Below are 22,421 nucleotides of genomic sequence, written 5' to 3'. Positions count from 1 at the left end.
GCAATCATGATCGCAATAATATTCAACGAAAAATATGTCGAGATTCCGAGCCGTGACGACAGGTTTATCGAAAATGAAAGTACGACCGGGTGCACAAGGTAAAGGGCGTAAGAGGAGGCGCCGAAGGCAAGGAGAAATCTTGGCACGTTCAGCGAACGATGGCGTTCGATTTCCACTGCTCCAAGAACGAACAGCATGGACGCGGTACCGAAAGCCAGACGTCCAACCAACGGATCGTCCTGAATGTTCACGAAGAACCACGTCAAGATGAAGAAGCCGACGACGCCTAGAGTAGCGATGAGGTATGGCACCGGTATTCTCGCATGCCGCAATATCATTGCCGCGCCGRCACCCATGATAAATTCGATATTGAATGGGCTCAAAATGAACGAGAATGGAAAGGCCAGCRATCCGATCGCCTGGAACGTCACCAGAAGATTTGCTGMGACGATAGCCACTGCCCATGCGGGCAAGATCCACAATGCCTTACGGCCGGCCCAGATGATCACGGCAAAAAGCGCGTAGAAGAAGATCTCATGTGTCAACGTCCAGGCCACACCGAGGACAGGTGGAATCACATTGGGCAGGAGAAGGATGGACAGGATAATGTTGATCGGGTCGCGCTGGCTTGGCTGCCCCGCCCCCGTGAAGACCAAATATAGGATAACAAGCGGAACGAGGATGAACCAGTAGGGCGGATAAATGCGGACAAACCGCTTCGCCGCAAAAGAGCGGATCCGCTCTTTGCGACCTATATCGCTCCAGTGAATCCAAGTGATGATGAAGCCGCTAAGAACGAAAAAGAAATCCACGCCAACATTGAAATTGTTGAAATGGCTGTTGAACGGCTCGGCTCCAAAAAACCGGGGTTCGGACATGATGCTGCCAGTGTGGTGGAGCACAACGAGCAGTGCAGCGATCCCACGCCCGATTTCGATGCTGCCGAACTTATCGCGATTGGCACTCCTGCTAACGCCACTCATGCAAGCACCTCACAATAAGATTTCGCGCATCTGGCAACACTGAATGTTTGCCCCCTCACCTGAAGTGCCGCGACATCAACTGGGCGACCCAAGCTGTCGATAACGGCCTTCTCCAAAGCAGCGGCGTCGCCGACAGGCACGAGAGAGCCAAAACGGCCGCCATCCAGAATCTCGGCCGGACCATGCGGACAATCGGTACTAACGACTGGCGTACCGCAAGCAAGTGCCTCGGCGACCACGTTTCCGAATCCCTCAAATCGGGAAGAAAGCACAAAAAGCTTCGCGCGCTTCAAGTAGGCGAGCGCGTTCTCGCTGAACCCCGGCATGGAAACACGGTCTTGGAGATCCAGACTTTTTACGAGTGCCTCCAGCTCTCCCCGCATCGGGCCATCGCCCAAGATGAGAAGCCTTGCGTCACTCTGCTTTGAAACGCCTGCAAAAGCTTTGATCAGGGTCGTGAAATCCTTCTGAGGTACCAGCCGTCCCATTGCCAGAACAACTGGTCGGGGATCAGCAAACCACGGATGTTCCGGCGTCCTCGACGTGCGCTCTTCGAAATCTTCGGTGACGACACCGTTGTAGATGACACGTATCTTCGAACGATTGATGCCCGCCCTCGCGGCAAGGTCATCGGCGACACCCGCCGACACTGCGACGATAACGTCTGCGAAAGGCATCGCCATGCGATAAAGCGCCGGCAGCACTCGGAATTGCCAGGAGCGCCGCTTCACCTGCTCGGAAAACGTATTGTGCTGAGTTACGAGAATGCGTGTGCGAACACCGGCCAGCCTTCGGGCTAGAACCGCCATTACGTTCATGTGCTCCATATTCGCTATCAGAATGTCGGGCTTTTCGTCTTTCAGATAGCGGACGAGCTTGGGCAAGGCGCTGAGCTGCCGTTTTGCATCAAGGGCAACTATCCGCGCGCCCTGCTCTTTCACCGGGTCTGTTAGTTCTCCTCCCTCGCGGTCGAGGAGAAAGGTGACGTTGAAGCCTGCCTGGGAGAATTGCGGCAGCAGGCGCGCATGCAAGCGCTCCGCGCCACCGCCGGAAAGATCGGGGAGATAGATGGCCAGGGAAGCCCGCTTTGCGTCGTTCTCGGTCATGCTTCTCGCTTTCAGAACATCAAGGGTATTAACCGGCAAAATTTAACGCCCGGCCGGAGACTACGACGGTCGCGACCTCACGCCTGCCGGCTTTGAAGCTCGTCAGCCTCGGCTTCACTGGGGACTTGCTCTACGACCCTTGGAATACGACCATAGGGATCAAGCCCATCATTGGAGCGTATAACGCGTGCGGGATTGCCTGCGATGATCGAATAGGCCGGCATGTCCTTTGTCACGACGCTTCCAGATCCGACGATGCAATGATCTCCGATCGTCACCCCAGGCAAAATGATGCTTCTGGCACCAATGAAGCAGCGTTTGCCGATGCGTGTGTCGCGATACATTCGACGCGTCGTGTCGTGCGCGAGGATAGCAGCGTCAAAAGCGACATAGCTTTCCTCTCCGACATAGATGCCTTTGGGGTGTGTCTTATCAAACCGTGCAGAGAGCGAAAAATCGGCCGTCGGATGGATGTTCATCCCCCAGAAACGGTTCAGATAAAACCGTCGCGCATCGACCACGATCCGGCGAAGCTTCAAAAATCGGTTCAAACCAGGCAATTCGATGCTCTCCTAATTCTTGCTGCCGTCCATTTCACTCTTCGGAAATGGCGCCTTCAGGTGTGAGTATGTCTTAGCAGAGGAGCCAATTCGGGGCGGAAAACCGCTATGCAGAAAGAGCTAAGTCATAGGGCCGCAGGACGGTGGTTCGACTTTCAATGGTGCAACGCAGCATTTGCTTTCCGATAACACGTACCTTAGCTTGAAGCAACAAAATGGCCAAGGAAAGTCGAATAGATCGACATATCTCACACTTGTGCCGATCCGGCGGTCAAAGCACTCCGCCGGATCGGAAATAGATTTTTCGACACAATCAGGCCGGCAGGCCTTCGGCGCCTGAAGTCTCGCCGGATACAATATCAAGCAGCTTGATCGCCCGATTTCTCCAGTTGTATACCGAGGCGGTTGACCCGCCATTGCGGCGCGCGATCGTACCTTCAGCAAGCCCGCGAACCAGTGGCCCCACTTCAGCAGGGTCTTCCACGCAATGCAGGACACTGCCGAAATCGCGAGCCTTGGGAATACCGGTCGAAATCACTTCCATTCCGGAATTCAGGCAATGATAGAAACGCAACGGATCGATATAATCGGTCAGTGGCGAGCCGACGACGTAAGGCGCAAGGGTGACGGCATAGGCGCCGAGGACCGTAGGCAGTTCGCTGTTAACATAAGGTCCCAGATAGTCGATGTTTGGGTGCGCCGCTGTCAGTTGATCGACTTTTTGCTTAACTTTCGGGTCGTCGCTAGCAATGTGTCCGCGGATATCGAAACGCAGTCCCGGATTTGCCGTTGCCGCCGCTCCCAGGAAATCGAAATCAAGCCGCTCGTCCACACTCGCCAGAATCAGAACTTTTTCCCAATCGGGCGCTGGCCGCTCGATAGCTGTGACCGAGGAAGCATTACCGAGATGACGCGACGTCGGGAAAAGTCGCTTGAGTGTCGGCGCGGCATGAACAACGACATCCGAGCCGCCGAGAAGAATGGTCTGCGCGATCTGCGCCTTCACGCGCGCGTAACCGGTGCGCCCATACAGCAGGTCATCATGCATATCCAGGCACCATAAGCCGCCACAAAGCGCCCGCAGCATTCGGCTCATTGCCGGGAAAACAAGATTGGTGGAATTGACGAAGAGCAACGGCTTGTGGCCGCTGAAGTTATGACGCATGAAGCTCAGGAATTTCGGCAGCGAGAACACTCGCTTCTCCTGGCTATTGTCCATATCGATGACGACGGGGCGCCGCTTCAAAAAGATATAGAAGACCTTATGCCCGAGAAGATGCAGCTMTTCCGCAAGCGGCAGGCGGAAATCCTTGGCAGGATCACGGCAGGTTAAGAGGACGATGGTCCATCGACCCTTGTTCTCTTTCAATGTCAATGTCCTCCTGATCGAATATGGGAAACCGGTTCACGCAAGATATGCCCGCATGGCATATCAGCAGAAGCCAGCGAGAATATGAAAGATAACAAGTTCCGCCAATCTTTTGCTCGCATCCTGGAGAGGCGGCCGACCGGCCGCGGATGCTCTGTCTCCGTGCTCATGCAATGCCTTATCTCAAAAGCTTCATTTTGAATGCAGACAGGAAATCATGTTCAGCATATGGGAAAGAGCGACGGATAATTGTCGTTTTCATCAGCCAACATTCGACAGGATATTTTCTTGCACGTCAACGACCGTGCTGCGAATAAACTGCTTGTTCCGAAAACCTATCGGATGGGATCATAGATGAACCGACGACCTGCGACACGCCGCGAACTCCTGCAAGGAGGGGCTGCGATGATCGGAATCGGCTTTGCTTTTTCTCCAGAGGCAGCAATGGCCGCGGCTTCCCCACTTCCATTATCCGACGCCGCTATCGATGATGACTCGGTCACYGGCGCAACCGAGACCCACCGTCCGCTGCCTRCTCTGCCCCTTCCGGTCGGAACCAGGGTATCTGCGATCGGCGACAGCCATATCGGCTACGGCGTCTATGCGGGCTCTCCTCTGGTTCCAAGCTCAGGTAATACCTTTGCGGTAAGCTACAGCATGGCGAACGGTTTCATCGAATGGGCCCGCGCCCTCGATCCCCGCTTCGACCATGATAGCTGGTACGACACAGCCGACCCGACAGGTCGCAATATTTCCGGAGCAAACCAGGGGATATTCGGAGCCCATCTCGAATGGAGTAATGAAGAACCTACCGGCATTCTCACCCGCCTCCCTGCGCTTCTTGCGAAACACCCTGCTGTTATCATCCTGGAGGGAGGGACCAATTCCGTAAATTCAGGCGATGTTGCCGGAAAAAACAGACCTGCAGCGGCAGCGGAAATCATCGCTAAGCTCGACAAGGGGCTGCGGCYGGCGCGAGCCGGAGGTGCATGGGTCATCCTCATGACGATCTATCCGAGAGGTGATTGGCCCAAAAACGATGCCCGCCATAAGGCAATTGCCGATTCAAACAATTGGATAAAAGCCCAGCAAGGACGCGATGGCGTACTCGGGATTGTCGACGGCAACGACGATATTCTTGCACCGGGCGGGGTCCAAGATCTCAGCATGTACGAGAAAGACAAAATTCATCTCGCACCGAAAGGCGCACGGCGGATCGGCAAGGAAAAATTGCTGCCTATCCTCCAGGCTGCCATTAGCGCCGGCTCTACGTTCAATTCGGATCCAGCTGCGGAAAATCTTGCGGGCGCAAGCATGGGACGATTGGACGGAGCAGCGGGCGGCAAAGCCAGCCCGGMAATCACGGGCCAGATTCCGACCGGTTTCCGGTGCGGCATCGGGCGCAATGCCGGGAGCGTTGCCTGCTCCATCGACGAACTCGAAGGCGCCATCAGGGGCGCGCGTCTGGCTGTGACGCCGACCGACAATAACGATGCAGCCTACACGCATGTGCAGTTCAACGCCAATCCGATCGCAACTTCAGGGAAACTGGCGCCAGGCGACTGGATATACGCTGCTATGTTCGTTGAACAGTTAGCCGGTGATCAGCTGGGTACAGCGCGAATCATCTTCAAATTGCAACAGGACAAACAGCTCCTCCAGAGCACCGGAGGGCTTTGGACCTCGTCTGGCGATTTCGCGCATCCGGTCGGAGCTACCAGCGAAGGCTGGTGGATCAAGACCAACCCCTTCCTGATGCCCGATTTGCCCTTCAACAATCTGAAATGCGACCTGGACATCACGTCAGACAAGAATGGCACGCCTTTTACAGTCAGGCTGTCCCGTTTCATCATTCGAAAAATCGCTGATCCGCGACTGGTATAGCGACCGTTCAATCAAAACAGGTTTCTCCGAGCATTCAAGAAGCGCTCGGAGAAGCTGTCCTGGCTGATGCAATTCGCCGCAACGAAACGGCAACCTACGGCCGACCTTCCAGTGTTTGGCGGCTGGCGGCTCCCTGCCGTCTTCCCGCGCCTGAGGCTTCTTCATAAATGCGGTGGAGCAAGGGCAGTATGACGCGATCGCTATAATGGTTTTCCACCCGAAGTCTGCCGGCTTCGGCGAGGCGCGTGCGAAGGCCCTCATCGCTGACGAGAGCAGAGATTGCATTCGCGAGCCCTTCTTTATCGCCGGCATCGATCAACAGACCATCGATGCCGTCGGTGATCAGTTCCGGTATACCGCCGACACGCGTGGTGATGACGGCAACCCCGGCGGCCATCGCTTCGAGCACGCTCATAGGCAATCCCTCGTTATAAGAGGGAAGAATATAGATGCCGCTTGCCTCAAGCAGCGCCTGTTTCTTCTGCCCATCGACCCAGCCCGCCAATATAACGCGACCTTCCATGGAGAGGGTTCTTACGAGCTTGTTTGCCTCTTCGACTTGGCCATTGCCACCAATCACCAGCTTCGCATCCGGATGATGTGGAGCTATCTCGGCGAAAGCCGGGATGAGGTCGAAAGTTCCTTTGCGTGGTCCGATCAGGCCGAGGAACAGAAGATCATGCGCCTTCCTTATCCGTGGATCTGCAGGCGGCGGAACGAGCACATAATTCGGAACGACAACGATACGCGCGGCTGGCGCGATCCCACCGACGAACTCCCGCCAGCTTTCCGAAAGCACGATGACGAATGTCGCCTTCTCAAGGTGACGCCGGATAAGCCGGCGAAGCAACGGACGCTGGCTCTCATAGAACGGCTTCATCTCCGAACCATGCAAATGCAGGACCACCGGTATGCCGAAAAGCCTTGCGAGGGCTGTGAACAGCCCCTTGCGCCAAAAACTGCCGCGCATTGCTGAGTGAGCATGAACAAGCTCGACACGCTTCGTCGTCAACAGCCAGAGATAGACGATAAGTGCGCGCAGCAGCACGAGCTGCTTTACAACAAAATTGCCATCCACATAGGAAGCGACGAGGCGGACATCTTCTTTTTCAAGAAAACCGTCACGTTCATAGGCTTCGACGACGCTGCGCATACCACCGCGCGCGGCGCACCAAACCATAATCTTCATAAGCTTGTCCCTTCGATAAGGTCGACTGGTTCAATTCTGACATTTGCCCGATGCGATCTCCTGGGTCAAACCAGGCACGATGACGGCGGATGCCGCCTCCGGCAATGGATGCGACCCGTCCGGAATGGCTGCAGAGAGTTCATCCGGAGAGAGCTCGGCCCAGGCCGGCCGGTTGTCATAGAAATCAAGGCCCATCTCGTTCGCAAGCTGATGATGAGCATCGATATAGCTATTGATGAACGGACGAATGAAGCCCCTGATTCCAAAAATCGGATTCATTCCCATGACGATGATGCGCGCATGAGGCAATTGCTGTTTCAGTTGCCCGAGGATCGTAGCCATGTTCTGACGACTGCGCTCCACGGTCATGAAGCGATTAAGCGCAGCGTCGTTAGCATAGAATTCAACGAGTACGATATCAGGCTTCGCCGCGATCACGTCCCCTATTTTTTCCAGAGCCCATTCAGATGTAGCACCGCTGCGTGCAACTGAATCCACCAGAACCGGGACCTTAAGGCATTTAGTCAGCGCCTCCTGCAAAGGCAACTGCCAACCGCCGCGCGCGGTCAGAGAAGTCCCGAAGGTCACGATTTTGTAAGTCATGTCGTTTGCTCTGCTGATGGAGGCAGCTTGGCCAGAAATCACACCCAGCACGAGCACAAGGCTAAGGCCAATTCCGAGCCCTATCTGCTTCATCTCCTCACCTGTTTGCGCAAATGATGTCTTCTCACCGTTCCAATTTTCTCAGCTGTCAGCCAACCCCAAGGGACGGCACTGAGGTCCGCACTCAGTCGGCACATTAACCGCGCACCCCAAAAAAAGCCTCACTTCGATGGCATTTTTTTTGCACTGCAGCGAAGAATACGATAACGTCATGCTTGATTAGGTGTGAAGAGCCTTTGCAACAAAGTTTGTGCGATAGGTTGGAAGCCCTTGATTTAATTGTTGACGTTAGGCGTTGTTAACAGACGGATACGCAAGTCAATTGGTGAAACGACACGCTGCATCGAGTACCCTCACACATCGCTAGGCTTTGCCCTGACGTGAGGGGCGGCCATTGGGGCCAAGTACTGCGGCTTCAGATCAGCCCTAATTCAATTCGAATCATAGGACCAGATATGCCTTCCTGCGTGATTATCGTTGAAAATCTTCCAGTCCCGTTCGATCGACGAGTATGGCAAGAGGCATGCGCGTTGCGGGATGCAGGCTGGCAGGTTTCCGTGATATGCCCGAAAACAGAACAGTATCCCGAGAAGTTCGAGATCATTGACGATATTGAGATCTTTCGTCATCCGCTCCCGCTCGAGGCTCGCGGAAAACTTGCCTTTATTGCCGAATATAGTGTCGCACTGTTCTACGAATTCACTCTGCTTTTCAAAGTGCTTCGGAGAAGAGGATTCGATGTCATTCAGGCCTGCAATCCTCCGGATCTGATTTTTCTGGTTGCGCTCCCCTTCAAGCTATTGGGCAAAAGCTTTGTTTTTGACCACCACGATGTAAGCCCGGAGCTCTTTGTTGCAAAATACGCGAAGCGCGGCTTCTTCTATCATCTGCTGAGACTTGCCGAACGACTGACTTTCCTCACGGCGGACCTCGTGATCTCGTCCAATGAGACGCACCGCGAATTGGCAATGTCGCGAGGAGGAAAGAAGGGCGAAGATGTTGTATCCGTTTACAGCATCCCAGATAAATCGCGAATTCGCCGTGTTGCGCCGAATCTGGAACTTCGTGCCGGCGCGCGGGTAGTTCTGGGCTATGTCGGAATTATCGCCGATCAGGACGGTGTCGACCACCTGATCCGCTGCGTTCATCAGCTCGTAAAGGTGCACGCAATCACCGATATAAAAGCAGTCGTCGTGGGAGATGGCCCGGCACTTGAGACGGTTAGAAATCTTGCTGCAGAACTAGAGATAGAAGACTTTGTAACTTTCACTGGATATCTGCGCGGAGAGCAGCTACTTGCCGCGTTAAGTACCTTTGACATAGGTATCATTCCGGATCCAGTAAATGAATACAACGACAAGATAAGCATGAACAAGGTTTTCGAATATTCCGCGCTTGGAATACCTTCCGTTTCCTATGATTTGCGCGAAACAAAACGTTTGCTTAAATCGGCAGGGCGTTACGCTGACGCACCGACACCGGAAGCGCTTGCAAAAGCTTGTTTGACGCTAATAACCGATGACAATGCCAGGGCAGAAGCCGGCCAGCGCGCAAAAGCATTGGCGGAAGCTGACTTCAATTGGGATCACGAAGCGCAAAAGTACGTCGGCGCTTATTCTCGATTTCTTAAACAGGAAGAAGTTAGTCTTCAGACTGGCACTTGATGAAGAGTAGTCATGTTTCATCGCGAGTGCTGTTGCTTCAGACAATTGCGTTGCCTGGAGATGGGCGCTTTTAATGTGTTCGATCGTATATTCACTTGAGCTTGTTAACTAACGGAGGCCCGGATTGCTATCGCCAGATAAGGTCTCGGCGCATGCCGATGAAGATTGGGAAAACGCCGGAGCCGGCGATACCATCGATGTTGAAAGACTGATTGCAGTTGTACGCCGTCAGTGGCGTGTAGTCGCGATCTGCATTGTTATCTTCGCAATCCTGGGCCTCGTCTATATCCTGACGGCTGTACCGCGCTACACCGCTTTGACCAGCGTTCTTATCGACCGCGGTAACAGCGAAATCGTCAATCAGATGTCGTCTAACGTCGGCATTCCGATAGAGGACGATGCCTCTGTGCTCAGTGAAGTCGAGCTCTTTAAATCCGACTCTATCAGTCTGACGGTCGTTGATAAGCTGAAGCTGCTTGATAATCCCGAGTTCACTTCGCCCGCTCGCTCGCCGATCAGCATGCTTCGCTCGCTATTGAATTTCCGTACCTGGTTCGCCAGTGACGATGTAGCAGCCGAMGACGCTGATACAAAGCGCCACAACGCGGCCGACAAGATCGTTACCGAAATGGACGTCGAGCGCATTGGCCGTTCCTACGCGTTGTCGATCAGCTACACCTCGACCTCCCCGGAACTCGCATCGAGCGTCGCGACCGCCATCGCGGAAGCTTACCTCGTTGACAAGCTGAACTCGAAATATGACGCCACCCGCCGGGCAAGCGACTGGTTGCAGGAACGTATAKACGAACTCAAACAGAAGGCACTCGAGTCGGACCTCGCGGTCCAGAAGTTCCGCACTGCCAACGGCCTTGTCGCTGCCGGGGGCCAGTTTCAGCTCCTCAGCGACCAGCAGCTCTCTGAGTTGACGACGCAGTTGATCGGCGCGCAGGCCGATACAGCAAGAGCGCGGGCAAAATACGAACGCGTCAAGTCGATCATCGACAGCAAGCGCACTGATGCAATCGTGACCGACGTTCTCGACAACTCGATCTCTAACGACTTGCGCAAGAAGTATCTGGAAGCCTCGAAGCTTGAGGCCGAAATATCTGCCCGTCTCGGACCGGATCACGTGCAGGCCGTTCGCCTTCGCAGCGAAATGGCTGAGTACCAGCGACTGATGTTCGAGGAACTGAACCGTATCGCTGAAAGCTACCAGAGCGAGCTCCAGGTGGCGGAAAGCCGCGAGAAGTCACTGCAGGCGAGCGTTTCCCAGGCAACCGGCGTAACGACCGCGGCCGGTGAAACTCAGGTTCAGCTTCGCGAGCTCGAGCGCACTGCAGATACCTATCGCAACCTCTACCAGACCTTCCTCGCCCGCTTCCAGGAAGCGACACAGCAACAGTCATTCCCGATCACCGACGCGCGTATCATCACCAGAGCACAGGTACCGACGACTCCGAGCGCGCCGAAGAAGCCATTGATCCTCGCTCTGGCCATGGCGCTCGGCGCAGCCTTCGGCGGCGGGATCGGCGCCTTCCGCGAATTCCGTGACCGCTTCTTCCGCACGGGCGAGCAGGTCCGGGATGTTTTGTCGCTCGAATATATTGGCCATGTACCGGCCGTCGACGCGAAGGAAGCAACCAGCAGCACCAACGAGCCTGAATCGGCGCGCGGGCTGCAAAACGGCAACGGCATTACCAATTACGTGGTCAACCATCCACTGTCAGCCTTCGCTGAAACGATGCGTAGCGCCAAGATCGCCGTCGACATGGAAAATCCGAGCTCGCGCTGCAAGGTCATCGGCGTTGTCTCCTGCCTTCCCGGTGAAGGAAAGTCGACTGTCGCCATCAACCTTGCCCAGCTTCTTGCCATGCAGGGCGCGCGGACCTTGCTGATCGATGYCGACCTTCGCAATCCAGGCGCGACGCGCGCTATCGGCCGCCATGCGGAACAAGGCATTCTGGAAGCGTTGCTGGAAGGCAAGCCGCTCAAGGATCTGCTGCTGCTTGACAGCAAGACAAGGCTCGCCTTCCTGCCGGCAGTCGTCAAGCGCCGCGTGCCGCACTCCTCCGATCTGCTTTCTTCCTCCATCATGGTCAATCTGCTGGAAGAGCTGAAGGCGCACTTCGACTACATCGTTCTGGACCTGCCGCCGCTCGGCCCGGTCGTCGATGCCCGCGCGGTCAGTCCGATGCTGGATGCATCGCTCGCCGTTATCGAGTGGGGCCGCACGTCGCGGCGCGTCGTTCGCACCACCTTCGCAGTTCAACCCGAGCTTATGCAAAAGTGCATCGGCGTTGTCCTGAACAAGGTCGACACCGAAAAGCTGAAGCTCTATCGCTCTTATGGTTCCGGCGAGTACTATTACAACCGCTACTCGGCCTATTACCACGAAGCGTAAGAACGCTTTCGACCAAAATCTGAAATGAATTATGCGGCGAAATTCGCCGCATAATTTTTTGTCAGGCGTATTCCGCAAAGAACGACTGAATGGCCTCAATTTCATTAGGCCGGATATCGTGGCCACCGGAATGCCACTCCGTCCGTACGTCAGCCTTCTGCTCGGCAAAATAGCCGTCTAGCGCTTCCGTCAGCGCGACCGGTGAGATCGGATCTCGCTGACCGGCCGTGATCAGTATTCTTCGCCCGCGAAGATCGGGATTGGCGCGCGGTCGGAAAGGGATGAGCGGATGAAGCAGTGCTGCTGCATCGAACACACCTTTTTCGACGAGCACGTTTGCCAGAATATTGGCGCCATTCGAAAATCCCAGCCCAAGAATTTTGGATGCACCGTGGGAAGCCGCCAGATCCCGGACGTAACCCGCCATTTTTTCGGTCGCCCGTTCAAGGTCGACCATATCATAGACGCCTTCCCCCGTGCGCTTGAAAAAACGGGCTGCACCGTACTCGGAGACATCGCCGCGTGGCGAAACGATCGTTGCTTCCGGCAGCAATCGCCTGCCGAAGTCGAAGAACTGGTTCTCGTCGCCGCCTGTTCCGTGAAGCACGAAGAGGATGGGCTTTCCGGATGCACCGGCATGCAGCCGGTGCACATAATCTTTGTCAATCATTGTTCTATCTCCGCTTAGGCTTCGAGCGGCTGCAAATGCTGCTCGATAAGGGCGCGCAAATGAGCGTGCTGCTGCGGCAGCTTCAATGCCTCGCCGAGATGAGCAGTATCTTCGTCGCGGTCGAAACCTGGCTCGTTGGTTGCGATTTCGAACAACACGCCGCCAGGCGTACGGAAATAAATCGCCCAGAAGTAATCGCGATCGATGACCGGGGTGACCTGATAGCCGGTGTCCATCAGCGCCTTGCGCACCTCAAGCTGCTTTTCGCGGTTTTCAACGGCGAAGGCGACATGGTGAACGGAGCCGGCGCCTGGGAGTGCACGAGCGATGCTGGGCATGGTTTCGAGGTCGACGAGATGCGCCCCGTTGCCGCCGGGGATGACGAGCCGTTTGACACCGTCCTGTTCTTCCTGAACCTCATAGCCCATGAACTTCAAAAGCTCGGCAGTAGCGCCATCATCCTTCAGCCGCATGGCGACCGAGTGGAAGCCTCTGATAGCCTGATCTTCGCTGATACCGCCATGTGTCCAGGGAGCGCGGGCATCGTCCTTGACCTCGACGAGCGCGAAGCCGTCTCCGTCCGGACCGGCAAAATTCAGGCGCTTTTCACCGAAGATTTCCTCGGCTTTCAGACCGCCGACGTTGAGCTTGGTCAGCCGATCGCTCCAGAAACCGAGCGAGCCCTGCGGGACCGAGTAGACCGTGGTGCCGACTTCACCGGTACCCGGGCGGCCTTGTGCCATCTTCGGGAACGGGAAGTAGGTCATGACCGTACCCGGCGAACCGGTCTCGTCACCGTAGTAGAGGTGATAGACGTCGGGAGCGTCGAAATTGACAGTCTTCTTGACGCGGCGCAGTCCGAGCGCATTGGTGAAGAACTGGTTGTTGGTGCGGGCGTCCTCCGCCATCGATGTGACGTGGTGCAGACCCTTGATTTGATCGAGCATTTGAGACCCCTTTCTGCCCGCATTCGGCGGGCTTTCGATGGGTCATAGATGAGCGCTTCCCGCCGTTTCTCATAGCCCGGCAAGCCGACACGCATTGTCTCCAATTTGTGAACAACAATGCAAAAGCGTTCAAGGATTGGCGGGAAGCTGCCAGTMGATCGGCTCGCGACCGTGCGACTGCAGGAATGCATTCGCCTTGGAGAAATGCCGGGATCCAAAGAAACCGTTATGGGCCGAGAGCGGAGACGGATGCGGCGCCTTCAGCACCAGATGCCGCCTTGAGTCGACAAAAGCCGCCTTCTTTTGAGCATAGGAGCCCCAGAGCATGAAAACGGCAGCTTCGCACTCAACGTTCACCTTGCGGATAACGGCATCGGTAAACCGTTCCCAGCCCTTGCCCTGATGCGAGGCGGCCTGCGCCTCCTCCACGGTCAGCACGCTGTTGAGCAGCAGTACGCCCTGCTGAGCCCAATGTTCCAGAAAGCCGTGCCGTGCCGGGGGAATGCCGAGATCCGTCTCCATTTCCTTGTAGATGTTGACAAGCGAGGGTGGAATGCGCACGCCCGGCCGCACACTGAAACATAGCCCATGCGCCTGCCCTGCGCCGTGATAGGGATCCTGTCCGAGGATCACGACCTTGAGCTTTTCAAGCGGGGTCAGGTCGAGCGCGCGGAAATATTCGCTGCCTTTGGGGAAAATCCGCCGGCCGAGTTCCTTTTGCTCCAGCAGGAAGGTCTTGAGCTGCTGCATGTAAGGACTTGCAAACTCGCCTTCGAGCGCAGCCTTCCAGCTCTCTTCTAGAGTGACCGACGTCTCGTTCACGACGCAAACCTCCGGGATCAACGCAGTTGATGTAGGACAGCCGTTCTAACAAAAATGTCTATACCTGCAATACGCAACGTTGCGACGGATATTTCCATCTCGCAAAGACGAACAACTGTCATAAATCGGAAATTTATTCATATTAGCAAAAACTCTGGTAACGATGCTTAAATGATGGCAATACTTCGCTTATGCCGCCCGCCGGTTTAACTATGTCCTAATTTTGCTGTTTACCCAAGCAAATCAGCACAGTAGAAACGGTTGTTCAGAGCGCGAGGGTGTTTTCGCATGAAGTTTGGGACAAGCGGCCTTCGCGGTCTGTCGGCGGATCTGAAAGGACGCCCATCGGCGCTATATGCCGCGGCTTTCGGCAAATATTTGCTGCAGAGCAAGAAAGCAGAACAGGGCGATGTCATCCTGATCGGGCGTGACTACCGCGACTCCAGCCCGGAGATCGCGGGCAATTGCGCTGGCGCACTGGCAAGCCTCGGGTTCAAAATTCTCGACTGCGGCGCCGTTCCGACGCCGGCCCTTGCCCTTTATGGCCTTGAGAGAAAGGCCGCGTGCCTGATGATAACGGGTTCGCATATTCCGGCGGACCGCAACGGCATCAAATTCTATCGCCCCGACGGCGAAATCGACAAAGCAGACGAAGCCGCCATTACCCATTTTGCCGCCGACATCGAAGCCTCCGGCGAGACTGTCGTCAGTGCACGCGCAGTCTCAGAGGATCACTCTGCGCCGTGCCTGCAATTCTTCTTCGAGCGCAATACGGCCCTCTTGCCTGAAGTTGCGCTCGCAGGGATGAAGATCGGTGTCTATCAGCACAGCACCGTCGCCCGAGATCTGATGGTCGACATCCTTGCTTATTACGGTGCAGAGGTCATCGCCCTTGGTCGGTCCGAAACCTTCATCCCCGTCGACACCGAAGCCGTTTCCGAAGAGACGATCGCCCTTCTGAAGAGCTGGGTCTCAGCGCATGGCCTTGACGCGATTGTTTCCACCGATGGCGATGGCGACCGTCCGTTGGTTGCCGACGAGACCGGAATGCCGTTGCGCGGCGATCTTCTCGGGCTGATTGCGGCCAACTTCCTAGGCKCCGGGACTGTCGTCACGCCGGTCACCTCCAATTCCGGCATCGAGACAGCCGGGCCTTTCAGCGTCGTCCGCACCCGTGTTGGTTCCCCTTTCGTCATTGCCGGCATGGAAGAGGCGGTTGCCGCCGGCAAGGATCTGGTTATGGGCTTCGAGGCGAATGGTGGAATGCTGACGGCAACGCCTTTCGACATCAACGGTCGCAACGTGCGTGCATTGCCGACACGCGATTGTTTCCTGCCGATGCTGGCGACACTCTCGCTTGCCGCGATCCGCAAGGAGCCGCTTTCGGTCGTTGCTGCGTCCTACAAGCTGCCTTTTGCAGCGGCCGATCGTCTTGAGAATTTCCCTGTCGAAACCAGCACCGCATTAATGACTTTCCTGCGCGCATCCGATGCTAATCTCACGGAGTTCCTGCAACCCATCGGGGACGTCGCTTCGAAAAGCGATATTGATGGATTGCGGGTAGCGTTGCGTGACGGCCGTATTATTCATCTCCGTCCTTCCGGCAATGCGCCGGAGATGCGTTGTTACGTGGAAGCGGAAGGCGAGGCAGCCGCCTTGGAACTCTTGAATGCGGGATTGACCCGAATTAAGCGCTGGGCAGAAGCCCGGTAAGCATGTGACAAACCTGGCCGTTCATTTCGAGGAAGAACACCCTATGACACAGAAAATCGTCCCCGTGATCATGGCCGGCGGCAAGGGCACGCGCCTTTGGCCGCTCTCGCGCGCAACCGCGCCGAAGCAGTTTATACAGTTCGTCGGGGACAAGACGCTGTTTCAGGAAACCCTGGTCCGCGTTTCCGATCCGGCGCTTTACGAAGCCCCCATCGTCGTGACCAATGAGGACTTTCGCTTCCTCGTTGCAGAACAGGCCCGCGAACTCGATATTCCGCTCGCCGCAGTCTTGCTGGAGCCTGTTGCCCGCAACACCGCTGCTGCAGTGGCAGCAGCAGCAGGTCTGGCCTCCGAGCATTTCGGCAAGGAAGCCATCATTCAGATGCTGGCTTCCGATCATGAAATCCTGGCCGATGAAGCCTATTTCGATGCTATCCGCACAGCCCGTGATGCGGCAGCCAAGGGCAAGCTCGTTACCTTCGGCATCACGCCGACCGAGCCGGCGACCGGCTACGGTTATATAGAGATCGGCAAGCAACTTTCGGGCGGCGCACACGAGGTCAAGCGCTTCGTTGAAAAGCCAGTTCGCGAAAAGGCCGAGGAAATGTTGGCCGCCGGTGGTTTCTATTGGAATTCCGGTATCTTCATGTTCCCAGTCACCGAATTGTTGTCCGAAATGCAGAACTATGCACCGGATGTTCTGAAAGCGGCCAGCAAGGCCGTTTCGAAGGCGACGCGTGATCTGGACTTCACGCGCCTCGATGCAGAGCACTTCGCAAAAAGCCCCGACATTTCCATCGATTACGCAATTATGGAGAAGACGTCCAAAGCGGTGGTCGTGCCGTCCGCCTTCAAGTGGTCGGATCTGGGTAGCTGGGATGCCATATGGAAAACCGGCATTCAGGATGAAAACGGCAACATTGCCGCCGCCAACACAACTGTCGTCAATACCCGCAACTCGCTCGTCATGACCCATGGTGTGCATCTTGCCGTCCAGGGCATGGACGATGTCGCCGTTATTGCTAGCGAGGACGCAGTCTATGTCGGACCGCTGAAGGAAAGCCAGCAAGTCGGCAACCTCGTCAAGCTGCTTGCCGGCCAGAAGAAGACGTCGAAGCTGACAGAGACGCATCCCACCTCTTATCGCCCCTGGGGCGGCTACACCTCGATCTTCAACGGCGACCGTTTCCAGGTGAAGCGTATTTTCGTCACACCCGGCAAGAAGCTGTCRCTGCAGAAGCACCATCACCGCTCTGAGCACTGGATCGTCGTCAAGGGGACCGCGGAGGTCACGATCGGCGAGAACGTGCAGATGCTGCGCGAAAACGAATCGGTCTATATTCCGCTCGGAGAGGTCCACCGTCTCGCAAATCCTGGCAAGATTCTTCTGGAACTCATCGAAGTTCAGACCGGCTCCTACCTCGGCGAAGACGACATCATTCGCATTGTCGACGAGTTCGGCCGCTCTTAACGTTTCCTTAAAACGCCATTTAGGCTTGATTTGTTGCGTTGCAGCATATAGCCCAAGTGGCGTTATTTTAACTTGGAGATAGCTTCATGCGTATCGTTATGATTGGTTCTGGCTATGTCGGTCTCGTTTCAGGTGCCTGCTTCGCCGACTTTGGTCACCATGTGACTTGCGTCGATAAGTCCGAGGCAAAAATAACAGCGCTGGAAGCCGGCGAAGTGCCGATTTTTGAACCTGGGCTCGAGGCCATCATTCAGCAGAACCGCGAAGCTGGACGCCTGGATTTCTCTAAAGACCTCGCCCCTTCCGTCGGTGAAGCAGATGTCGTCTTCATCGCCGTCGGCACGCCCTCACGCCGCGGCGACGGCCACGCGGATCTGACCTATGTCTATGCTGCAGCGCGCGAAATTGCTGCCGCTATCAAGGGCTTCACCGTCGTCGTTACCAAATCGACCGTTCCCGTGGGCACCGGGGACGAAATCGAACGCATCTTCCGTGAAGAATTTCCCGAAAAGGATATTGCAGTCGTCTCCAATCCTGAATTCTTGCGGGAAGGTGCAGCGATCACCGACTTCAAACGTCCCGACCGTATCGTGATCGGCACGGAGGATGCCCGTGCGATCGAGGTCATGCGCGAGGTATATCGCCCGCTCTATCTCAACGAAGCGCCGCTCTACTTCTGCGAACGCCGCACCTCCGAGCTCATCAAATACGCCGCCAACGCATTCCTCGCGATGAAGATCACCTTCATCAACGAGATCGCCGATCTCTCAGAAAAGATCGGCGCTGACGTCCAGAAAGTTGCTAAGGGCATCGGTATGGACAAGCGTATCGGCGACAAATTCCTGCATGCTGGCCCGGGCTACGGTGGGTCGTGCTTCCCCAAGGATACGCTCGCCCTCGTCAAGACCGCGCAGGACTTTGACAGCCCCGTACGTCTCATCGAGACGACGGTCGCGATCAACGACAATCGCAAGCGCGCCATGGGTCGCAAGGTTATCGCCGCCTGCGATGGTGACGTGCGCGGCAAGAAGATTGCCGTTCTCGGCCTTACTTTCAAGCCGAACACCGACGACATGCGTGACGCGCCGTCGATCACCATCGTTCAGGCCCTGCTCGATGGCGGGGCCACGGTCCACGCCTACGATCCCGAAGGCATGGAAGCGGCAAAGGACATGCTCGGCCCCATCACTTACGGGAAAGATCCTTATGAGATCGCCGTGGATGCCGACGCGATTGTCATTGTCACCGAATGGGACGAATTCCGCGCACTCGACCTCAAACGCCTCAAAAGCGTCATGAGAGATTCGGTTATTGTCGATCTCCGAAACATTTACCCGGCAAGTGAAGTTGCCAAGCATGGGTTCGGTTATTTTGCCATCGGACGGAAGCCCGAGAAAAGGTAAGCTCGGTTCCTTCATCAGCGAGAGCGCCGGGCTGGTGGCTTTCATCCGGCCCGCGCCTGTTGCAGAATGGGCATCAGGTAGACCTCGCCAAACCTCCTGATGGGAGTACCGTCATCTTTTCTGCGTCACCGACGACGAGACATCTCTCTACACAAAGAGGAAGTCGTCGGAAGACAGGTTCGCGATTGCGACCTTGGAGATCAGCACACTGTTATGATCGTCGAAGGTGATGAGCGTTCCGGCGGAGGTGGAGCTCATTAACGCATGCAGGCTGGCGTAATCGTCCACCAGCGAGCTGTCGAAGGCGATTCGGTCATGGATATTTCCCCCATGCGCCTGGAAACCAGAAACCGTATCCTGGCCTGCCTGAGCGTGGAAGAGGAAAACATCGTTGGCGATGCTGGAACCGACCAGCGTGTCTTTCACCCCCTCATGCGACGTCAGGGTCACACCGGCAGCAAATGCTGTTTGTGTGTGCGAGCCGTCGACATTCGTTTTGTCCGTCCATTGCTTGTTGCCGACGACGCCGTAGTGGGTCTGCTCGGTCGTGCTYGGCGACGCTCCATCTCCGGCATATGTAAACAGGATGTAGTCGCGCGAATGGTCCGAATGCGTCGTATCCGATACCGTTTGCCGGMCCTTCGTGTCGAAGTTGTTGCACTCCTGCGATCCATCCGCATTCAAATGGTATGACTGCGAAACGGTGTGAGTAGCGTCACCGTATTTGCGGACGCTATCGATGAGCTTTCCGGCGGCATCATATGTCTGAATTTGTTGGGCATAGTCCTTGCCAGTGATCGCAAGGCTTGCTTCGACACGCCCACCGTCAGCATAGCGAATGCTATAACCGGTCTCGTGCCCAGTGGCAGGATCGAATCTGTGGGTCTCCTTCGATCCGTCGCTATTGTAAGCCGTGAACTCCTTGAGGTGATCACCCGGCGCGTAGGTTTCGGTTTTGATCAGTTTCTGCCCTGCAGTATAGAACAGCGCAGTTGTAAGCTGGCCAGTCACGTCGAAATTTCGGATCTCGCCGGCGCCGGTGCTGTCAAAATGTTCAGTATGGGCGATCGTATGGCTAGGATCGCCGTACTTGCGCACCAGATCGATAATCTTGCCCTTGGAATCGTAGCTGATGATCTGTTCGACATAATCCTTGCCTTTGACAGCCAAGTTAGCCTCGGTGCGGCTGCCGTCGGCATTGCGGATATAATAGCTGAGCTCCCTGCCGGTATCAGCATCGTACCGATGCCCCTCTTTCGACCCGTCGCTGTTTCGAATTTCCTGATAATAGGTGTTCGTCACGGGATCGTAAGTGCCAAGCGAGGGATCCGGTATGAGAATATCTGTTCCGATCAGGTTGCCGTTAGCGTCGTAGTGGCTGAGCTTTGCGACGTTTGTCGTGCCGGCGGCATAAGTGGCCACGTCATAGGAATGGTCTGCGGCATAGAGAGTGTAACCCGTGGCGGGACCGGTGCTGTTTGCATAAGCAAAGACCTTCAGCGCTGGGTTTATTCCGAATGTTTCTGTGCTGATGAGCCGGCCGTTCTGGTCGAGCAGATCCTTGGAGACCATCTTGTTACTGGTGTCATAGCTGATGATCTGACCGGAATAGGGCTGACCGGTGATGCCGAAAGTGCCTTCGACATGCGACTTGTCGGCKTGGACGATTGAGAAACTCGTTTCCTGACCGGCGGCGTTATAGCGGTGCGTTTCCGTCGTTCCGTCGGGCTCCCAACTGGTGGACATGATCTTCGTGTGCCCGGGTGCGAAACGCTCCTGAAGGATCAGCTTGYCCGTTGCATCGTAGGTATAGGCTTCCTCGACATAGTCTTTGCCGGTGATGCCATACGTGGTGCGGGTCGAACTCTTGTCGGCGTTATAGACGGTTTCGATCGTTTTTGCCCCGGAGGCCGGATCGAAATAGGTGACAGTCTTGCGGGAACCGTCATCGTTGAAGGTCTGCTCGAACTTCAGCCGGTTCAAAGAATCATATTGCTCGTACTCAATCAGGACGCCGTTCTTGGTGATGTTGATATCCGACGAACCGTCCGTCTTCCAGGTCTGGGTCGTGGTGACGCCATCGGCGCCGATTTTCTGGTCGAAGACCAGCTTGCTTCCGAGATAACGCTCGGATTCGATGACCTTGCCTTGTTCGTTGTAAATATAGACCTGCCGGTCGTAGCTTCCGCCTAAGAMCGCCGTGCTGGTCTTGAAGGTAACATCGTCGCCCGCGATCTTGTTCAGGACCCCTGAATTTATGTAGAGGCGCATCAMATAATCGGAGGGAACCGTCAGCATATGMGTGTCGGTGAGGATAATTGATTGAACGCTGGCATCCGTCATGATGCTGTCCATGCGTCCAACGATTTCCGCAGCGGTGCCGATCTCGATACCCGCCGGGGCGGCAATGATACCGTAGCGGCCCGATGAATCGACGGCGACCGCGCTGAGGTTATGCTCTCCTGTCGTCGAAAAGACGATGTCGGCGGTGTAGCGGCCCATTGAGTCTGTCTCGGCCGTCGCGATCACTTTGCCGTTCTCGTAAATGACGACGGTGGTGCCAAGCTTGGCTGAGCCGCTAATCGTTACCGAATTGCCGCCCGATGGATCATGCATGGCATCGCTCACCAGAACGGTCGGAGCGGCGATATAAGCATCGGGATCTGGAAAGTTGACCGTAGAACCGGTCTCTATATCCAGATCACCGTAGACGGCTGCAACGCTCTCCGTGGCGTTCGCATGGCGGTAGATGCCTTCGGCCCAGTAGACCCCCTGGTCCTGAATATAACCGAGCGGCCCCATGTAATCGACAATCGTCACGCCATCTCGCGTTACGACAAGCCGTCCGTTTCCATCAGGATCGAAGGTCGCCTTGATATCTATGTCGTAGTTGTGCCCGCGTTGGATATCGTAGGCGTCGGTGAAAATTACCTGCTGAACCGGATTTCCATTTGCATCGCTGTAACCGATGCTGATGCCCATCTTCTCGCCCGTCAGCGTCACCGAAAAGGGTGGCGGGACGACCAGTGCACCCTCGTGCACATTCTGATGAAGCTGGCCGAGCACCATGAAATGGGCCGTATTGGGCGGCCCCTGCTCGAGCATGAAGTCATAGGAAACCTGCAGCGGCGTTCCGTAGGTGATTGGTTGCCTGTCGGCGATCTCAACGCGCTCGGAGGCGTGATTGTTCGCCACATCCCACGGAGCCTGGTCTCCGTCGTGCAGCTCGAACCGGATAGCCCCCTCCCGCGGCACCGACAGGGCATAGTCCTTGGCTCCGCCCTGATATTCAAAGGGTTGATCATCCACCTCAATTGAATAGTAACCCGTTAGGGAGCTGTTCCAGTCTTCCGGCTGAATTATGGTGGCCATTTGCCCGCCGCTTCCTGTTGGTTTCGATGCCAATAGGGTCCCAAATGAACGTTAAAGAGGACAAAAACAAAAAATTAAAATACGACATTTCCCCCACTATTCAGAGTCGTTTTTTAGAAAATCAAACAACCCCTGGTGATTGAGGCGATTCCTTGTCACCAAAACTTCATACGGCCTTTAAGAAACTGTCTCGTCTGCGCGCTA

Annotated in this window: 16 protein-coding genes; 6 read left to right on the top strand and 10 right to left on the bottom strand. The window is 55.8% G+C overall.

Annotated features, from left to right (window positions below; all coding sequences use genetic code 11):
• The 4 genes from AC1DNW_RS27700 to AC1DNW_RS27685 all read right to left on the bottom strand — a co-directional run.
• A partial coding sequence (locus AC1DNW_RS27700; protein WP_477855006.1) for an acyltransferase family protein occupies nt 1–983 on the bottom strand: 983 nt, incomplete at its 3' end.
• On the bottom strand, nt 980–2,089 hold the full coding sequence (locus AC1DNW_RS27695) for a glycosyltransferase (protein WP_477855005.1): 1,110 nt from the start codon (nt 2,087–2,089) through the stop codon (nt 980–982). The genes AC1DNW_RS27700 and AC1DNW_RS27695, both read right to left, overlap by 4 nt.
• Nucleotides 2,090–2,166: 77 nt before the next feature.
• Nucleotides 2,167–2,628, bottom strand: a complete 462-nt coding sequence (locus AC1DNW_RS27690; protein WP_113296354.1) for an acyltransferase — start codon at nt 2,626–2,628, stop codon at nt 2,167–2,169.
• A 334-nt stretch (nt 2,629–2,962) separates the two neighbouring features.
• On the bottom strand, nt 2,963–3,844 hold the full coding sequence (locus AC1DNW_RS27685) for a hypothetical protein (RefSeq protein WP_477855004.1): 882 nt from the start codon (nt 3,842–3,844) through the stop codon (nt 2,963–2,965).
• 579 nt (nt 3,845–4,423) lie between these two features.
• Here AC1DNW_RS27685 and AC1DNW_RS27680 point away from each other — a divergent pair.
• Nucleotides 4,424–5,902: an SGNH/GDSL hydrolase family protein gene (locus AC1DNW_RS27680; RefSeq protein ID WP_477855003.1), complete on the top strand. Its 1,479-nt coding sequence runs from the start codon at nt 4,424–4,426 to the stop codon at nt 5,900–5,902.
• 94 nt (nt 5,903–5,996) lie between these two features.
• Here AC1DNW_RS27680 and AC1DNW_RS27675 read toward each other — a convergent pair whose 3' ends face one another.
• Entirely contained in the window at nt 5,997–7,091 is a 1,095-nt protein-coding gene (locus AC1DNW_RS27675) for a glycosyltransferase family 4 protein (protein WP_477855002.1), read from the bottom strand.
• Nucleotides 7,092–7,121: 30 nt separating this feature from the next.
• On the bottom strand, nt 7,122–7,787 hold the full coding sequence (locus AC1DNW_RS27670; protein ID WP_113296350.1) for an SGNH/GDSL hydrolase family protein: 666 nt from the start codon (nt 7,785–7,787) through the stop codon (nt 7,122–7,124).
• Between the two features lie 422 nt (nt 7,788–8,209).
• On the opposite strand from AC1DNW_RS27670, the gene AC1DNW_RS27665 reads away from it, so the two are divergent.
• The gene (locus AC1DNW_RS27665) at nt 8,210–9,418 is read left to right on the top strand and encodes a glycosyltransferase family 4 protein (protein WP_113308490.1); all 1,209 of its coding nucleotides are present in this window, start codon (nt 8,210–8,212) and stop codon (nt 9,416–9,418) included.
• Between the two features lie 124 nt (nt 9,419–9,542).
• On the top strand, nt 9,543–11,819 hold the full coding sequence (locus AC1DNW_RS27660) for a polysaccharide biosynthesis tyrosine autokinase (protein WP_477855001.1): 2,277 nt from the start codon (nt 9,543–9,545) through the stop codon (nt 11,817–11,819).
• 61 nt (nt 11,820–11,880) lie between these two features.
• Here the strand turns inward: AC1DNW_RS27660 and AC1DNW_RS27655 are convergent, their stop codons facing one another.
• The 3 genes from AC1DNW_RS27655 to ung all read right to left on the bottom strand — a co-directional run bounded on the left by AC1DNW_RS27655 (nt 11,881) and on the right by ung (nt 14,258).
• Nucleotides 11,881–12,489: an alpha/beta hydrolase gene (locus AC1DNW_RS27655; protein ID WP_477855000.1), complete on the bottom strand. Its 609-nt coding sequence runs from the start codon at nt 12,487–12,489 to the stop codon at nt 11,881–11,883.
• Nucleotides 12,490–12,503: 14 nt separating this feature from the next.
• Nucleotides 12,504–13,436, bottom strand: a complete 933-nt coding sequence (locus AC1DNW_RS27650) for a VOC family protein (RefSeq protein ID WP_477854999.1) — start codon at nt 13,434–13,436, stop codon at nt 12,504–12,506.
• A 129-nt stretch (nt 13,437–13,565) separates the two neighbouring features.
• The gene (gene ung, locus AC1DNW_RS27645) at nt 13,566–14,258 is read right to left on the bottom strand and encodes a uracil-DNA glycosylase (protein WP_477854998.1); all 693 of its coding nucleotides are present in this window, start codon (nt 14,256–14,258) and stop codon (nt 13,566–13,568) included.
• Between the two features lie 288 nt (nt 14,259–14,546).
• On the opposite strand from ung, the gene AC1DNW_RS27640 reads away from it, so the two are divergent.
• The 3 genes from AC1DNW_RS27640 to AC1DNW_RS27630 all read left to right on the top strand — a co-directional run bounded on the left by AC1DNW_RS27640 (nt 14,547) and on the right by AC1DNW_RS27630 (nt 18,845).
• On the top strand, nt 14,547–15,971 hold the full coding sequence (locus tag AC1DNW_RS27640) for a phosphomannomutase (RefSeq protein WP_477854997.1): 1,425 nt from the start codon (nt 14,547–14,549) through the stop codon (nt 15,969–15,971).
• Nucleotides 15,972–16,014: 43 nt separating this feature from the next.
• Entirely contained in the window at nt 16,015–17,442 is a 1,428-nt protein-coding gene (locus AC1DNW_RS27635; RefSeq protein ID WP_113296343.1) for a mannose-1-phosphate guanylyltransferase/mannose-6-phosphate isomerase, read from the top strand.
• 86 nt (nt 17,443–17,528) lie between these two features.
• Nucleotides 17,529–18,845 (top strand): UDP-glucose dehydrogenase family protein, encoded by a 1,317-nt coding sequence (locus AC1DNW_RS27630; protein WP_113296342.1) that lies wholly within the window; start codon nt 17,529–17,531, stop codon nt 18,843–18,845.
• 147 nt (nt 18,846–18,992) lie between these two features.
• Here AC1DNW_RS27630 and AC1DNW_RS27625 read toward each other — a convergent pair whose 3' ends face one another.
• Nucleotides 18,993–22,217, bottom strand: coding sequence for a hypothetical protein (locus AC1DNW_RS27625; RefSeq protein ID WP_477854996.1), 3,225 nt, complete (start codon nt 22,215–22,217; stop codon nt 18,993–18,995).
• Nucleotides 22,218–22,421: the final 204 nt, after the last annotated feature.

Source organism: Rhizobium sp. 05L429, assembly GCF_056397645.1.
This window is presented reverse-complemented; position numbering and strand designations above follow the sequence as displayed.

Excerpts from the sequence above, each read along its gene's own strand:
- AC1DNW_RS27695 (WP_477855005.1), bottom strand. The coding sequence starts at position 2,089 with ATGACCGAGAACGACGCAAAGCGGGCTTCCCTGGCCATCTATCTCCCC.
- AC1DNW_RS27675 (WP_477855002.1), bottom strand. The coding sequence starts at position 7,091 with ATGAAGATTATGGTTTGGTGCGCCGCGCGCGGTGGTATGCGCAGCGTC.
- AC1DNW_RS27670 (WP_113296350.1), bottom strand. The coding sequence starts at position 7,787 with ATGAAGCAGATAGGGCTCGGAATTGGCCTTAGCCTTGTGCTCGTGCTG.
- AC1DNW_RS27665 (WP_113308490.1), top strand. The coding sequence starts at position 8,210 with ATGCCTTCCTGCGTGATTATCGTTGAAAATCTTCCAGTCCCGTTCGAT.
- AC1DNW_RS27655 (WP_477855000.1), bottom strand. The coding sequence starts at position 12,489 with ATGATTGACAAAGATTATGTGCACCGGCTGCATGCCGGTGCATCCGGA.
- AC1DNW_RS27650 (WP_477854999.1), bottom strand. The coding sequence starts at position 13,436 with ATGCTCGATCAAATCAAGGGTCTGCACCACGTCACATCGATGGCGGAG.
- AC1DNW_RS27630 (WP_113296342.1), top strand. The coding sequence starts at position 17,529 with ATGCGTATCGTTATGATTGGTTCTGGCTATGTCGGTCTCGTTTCAGGT.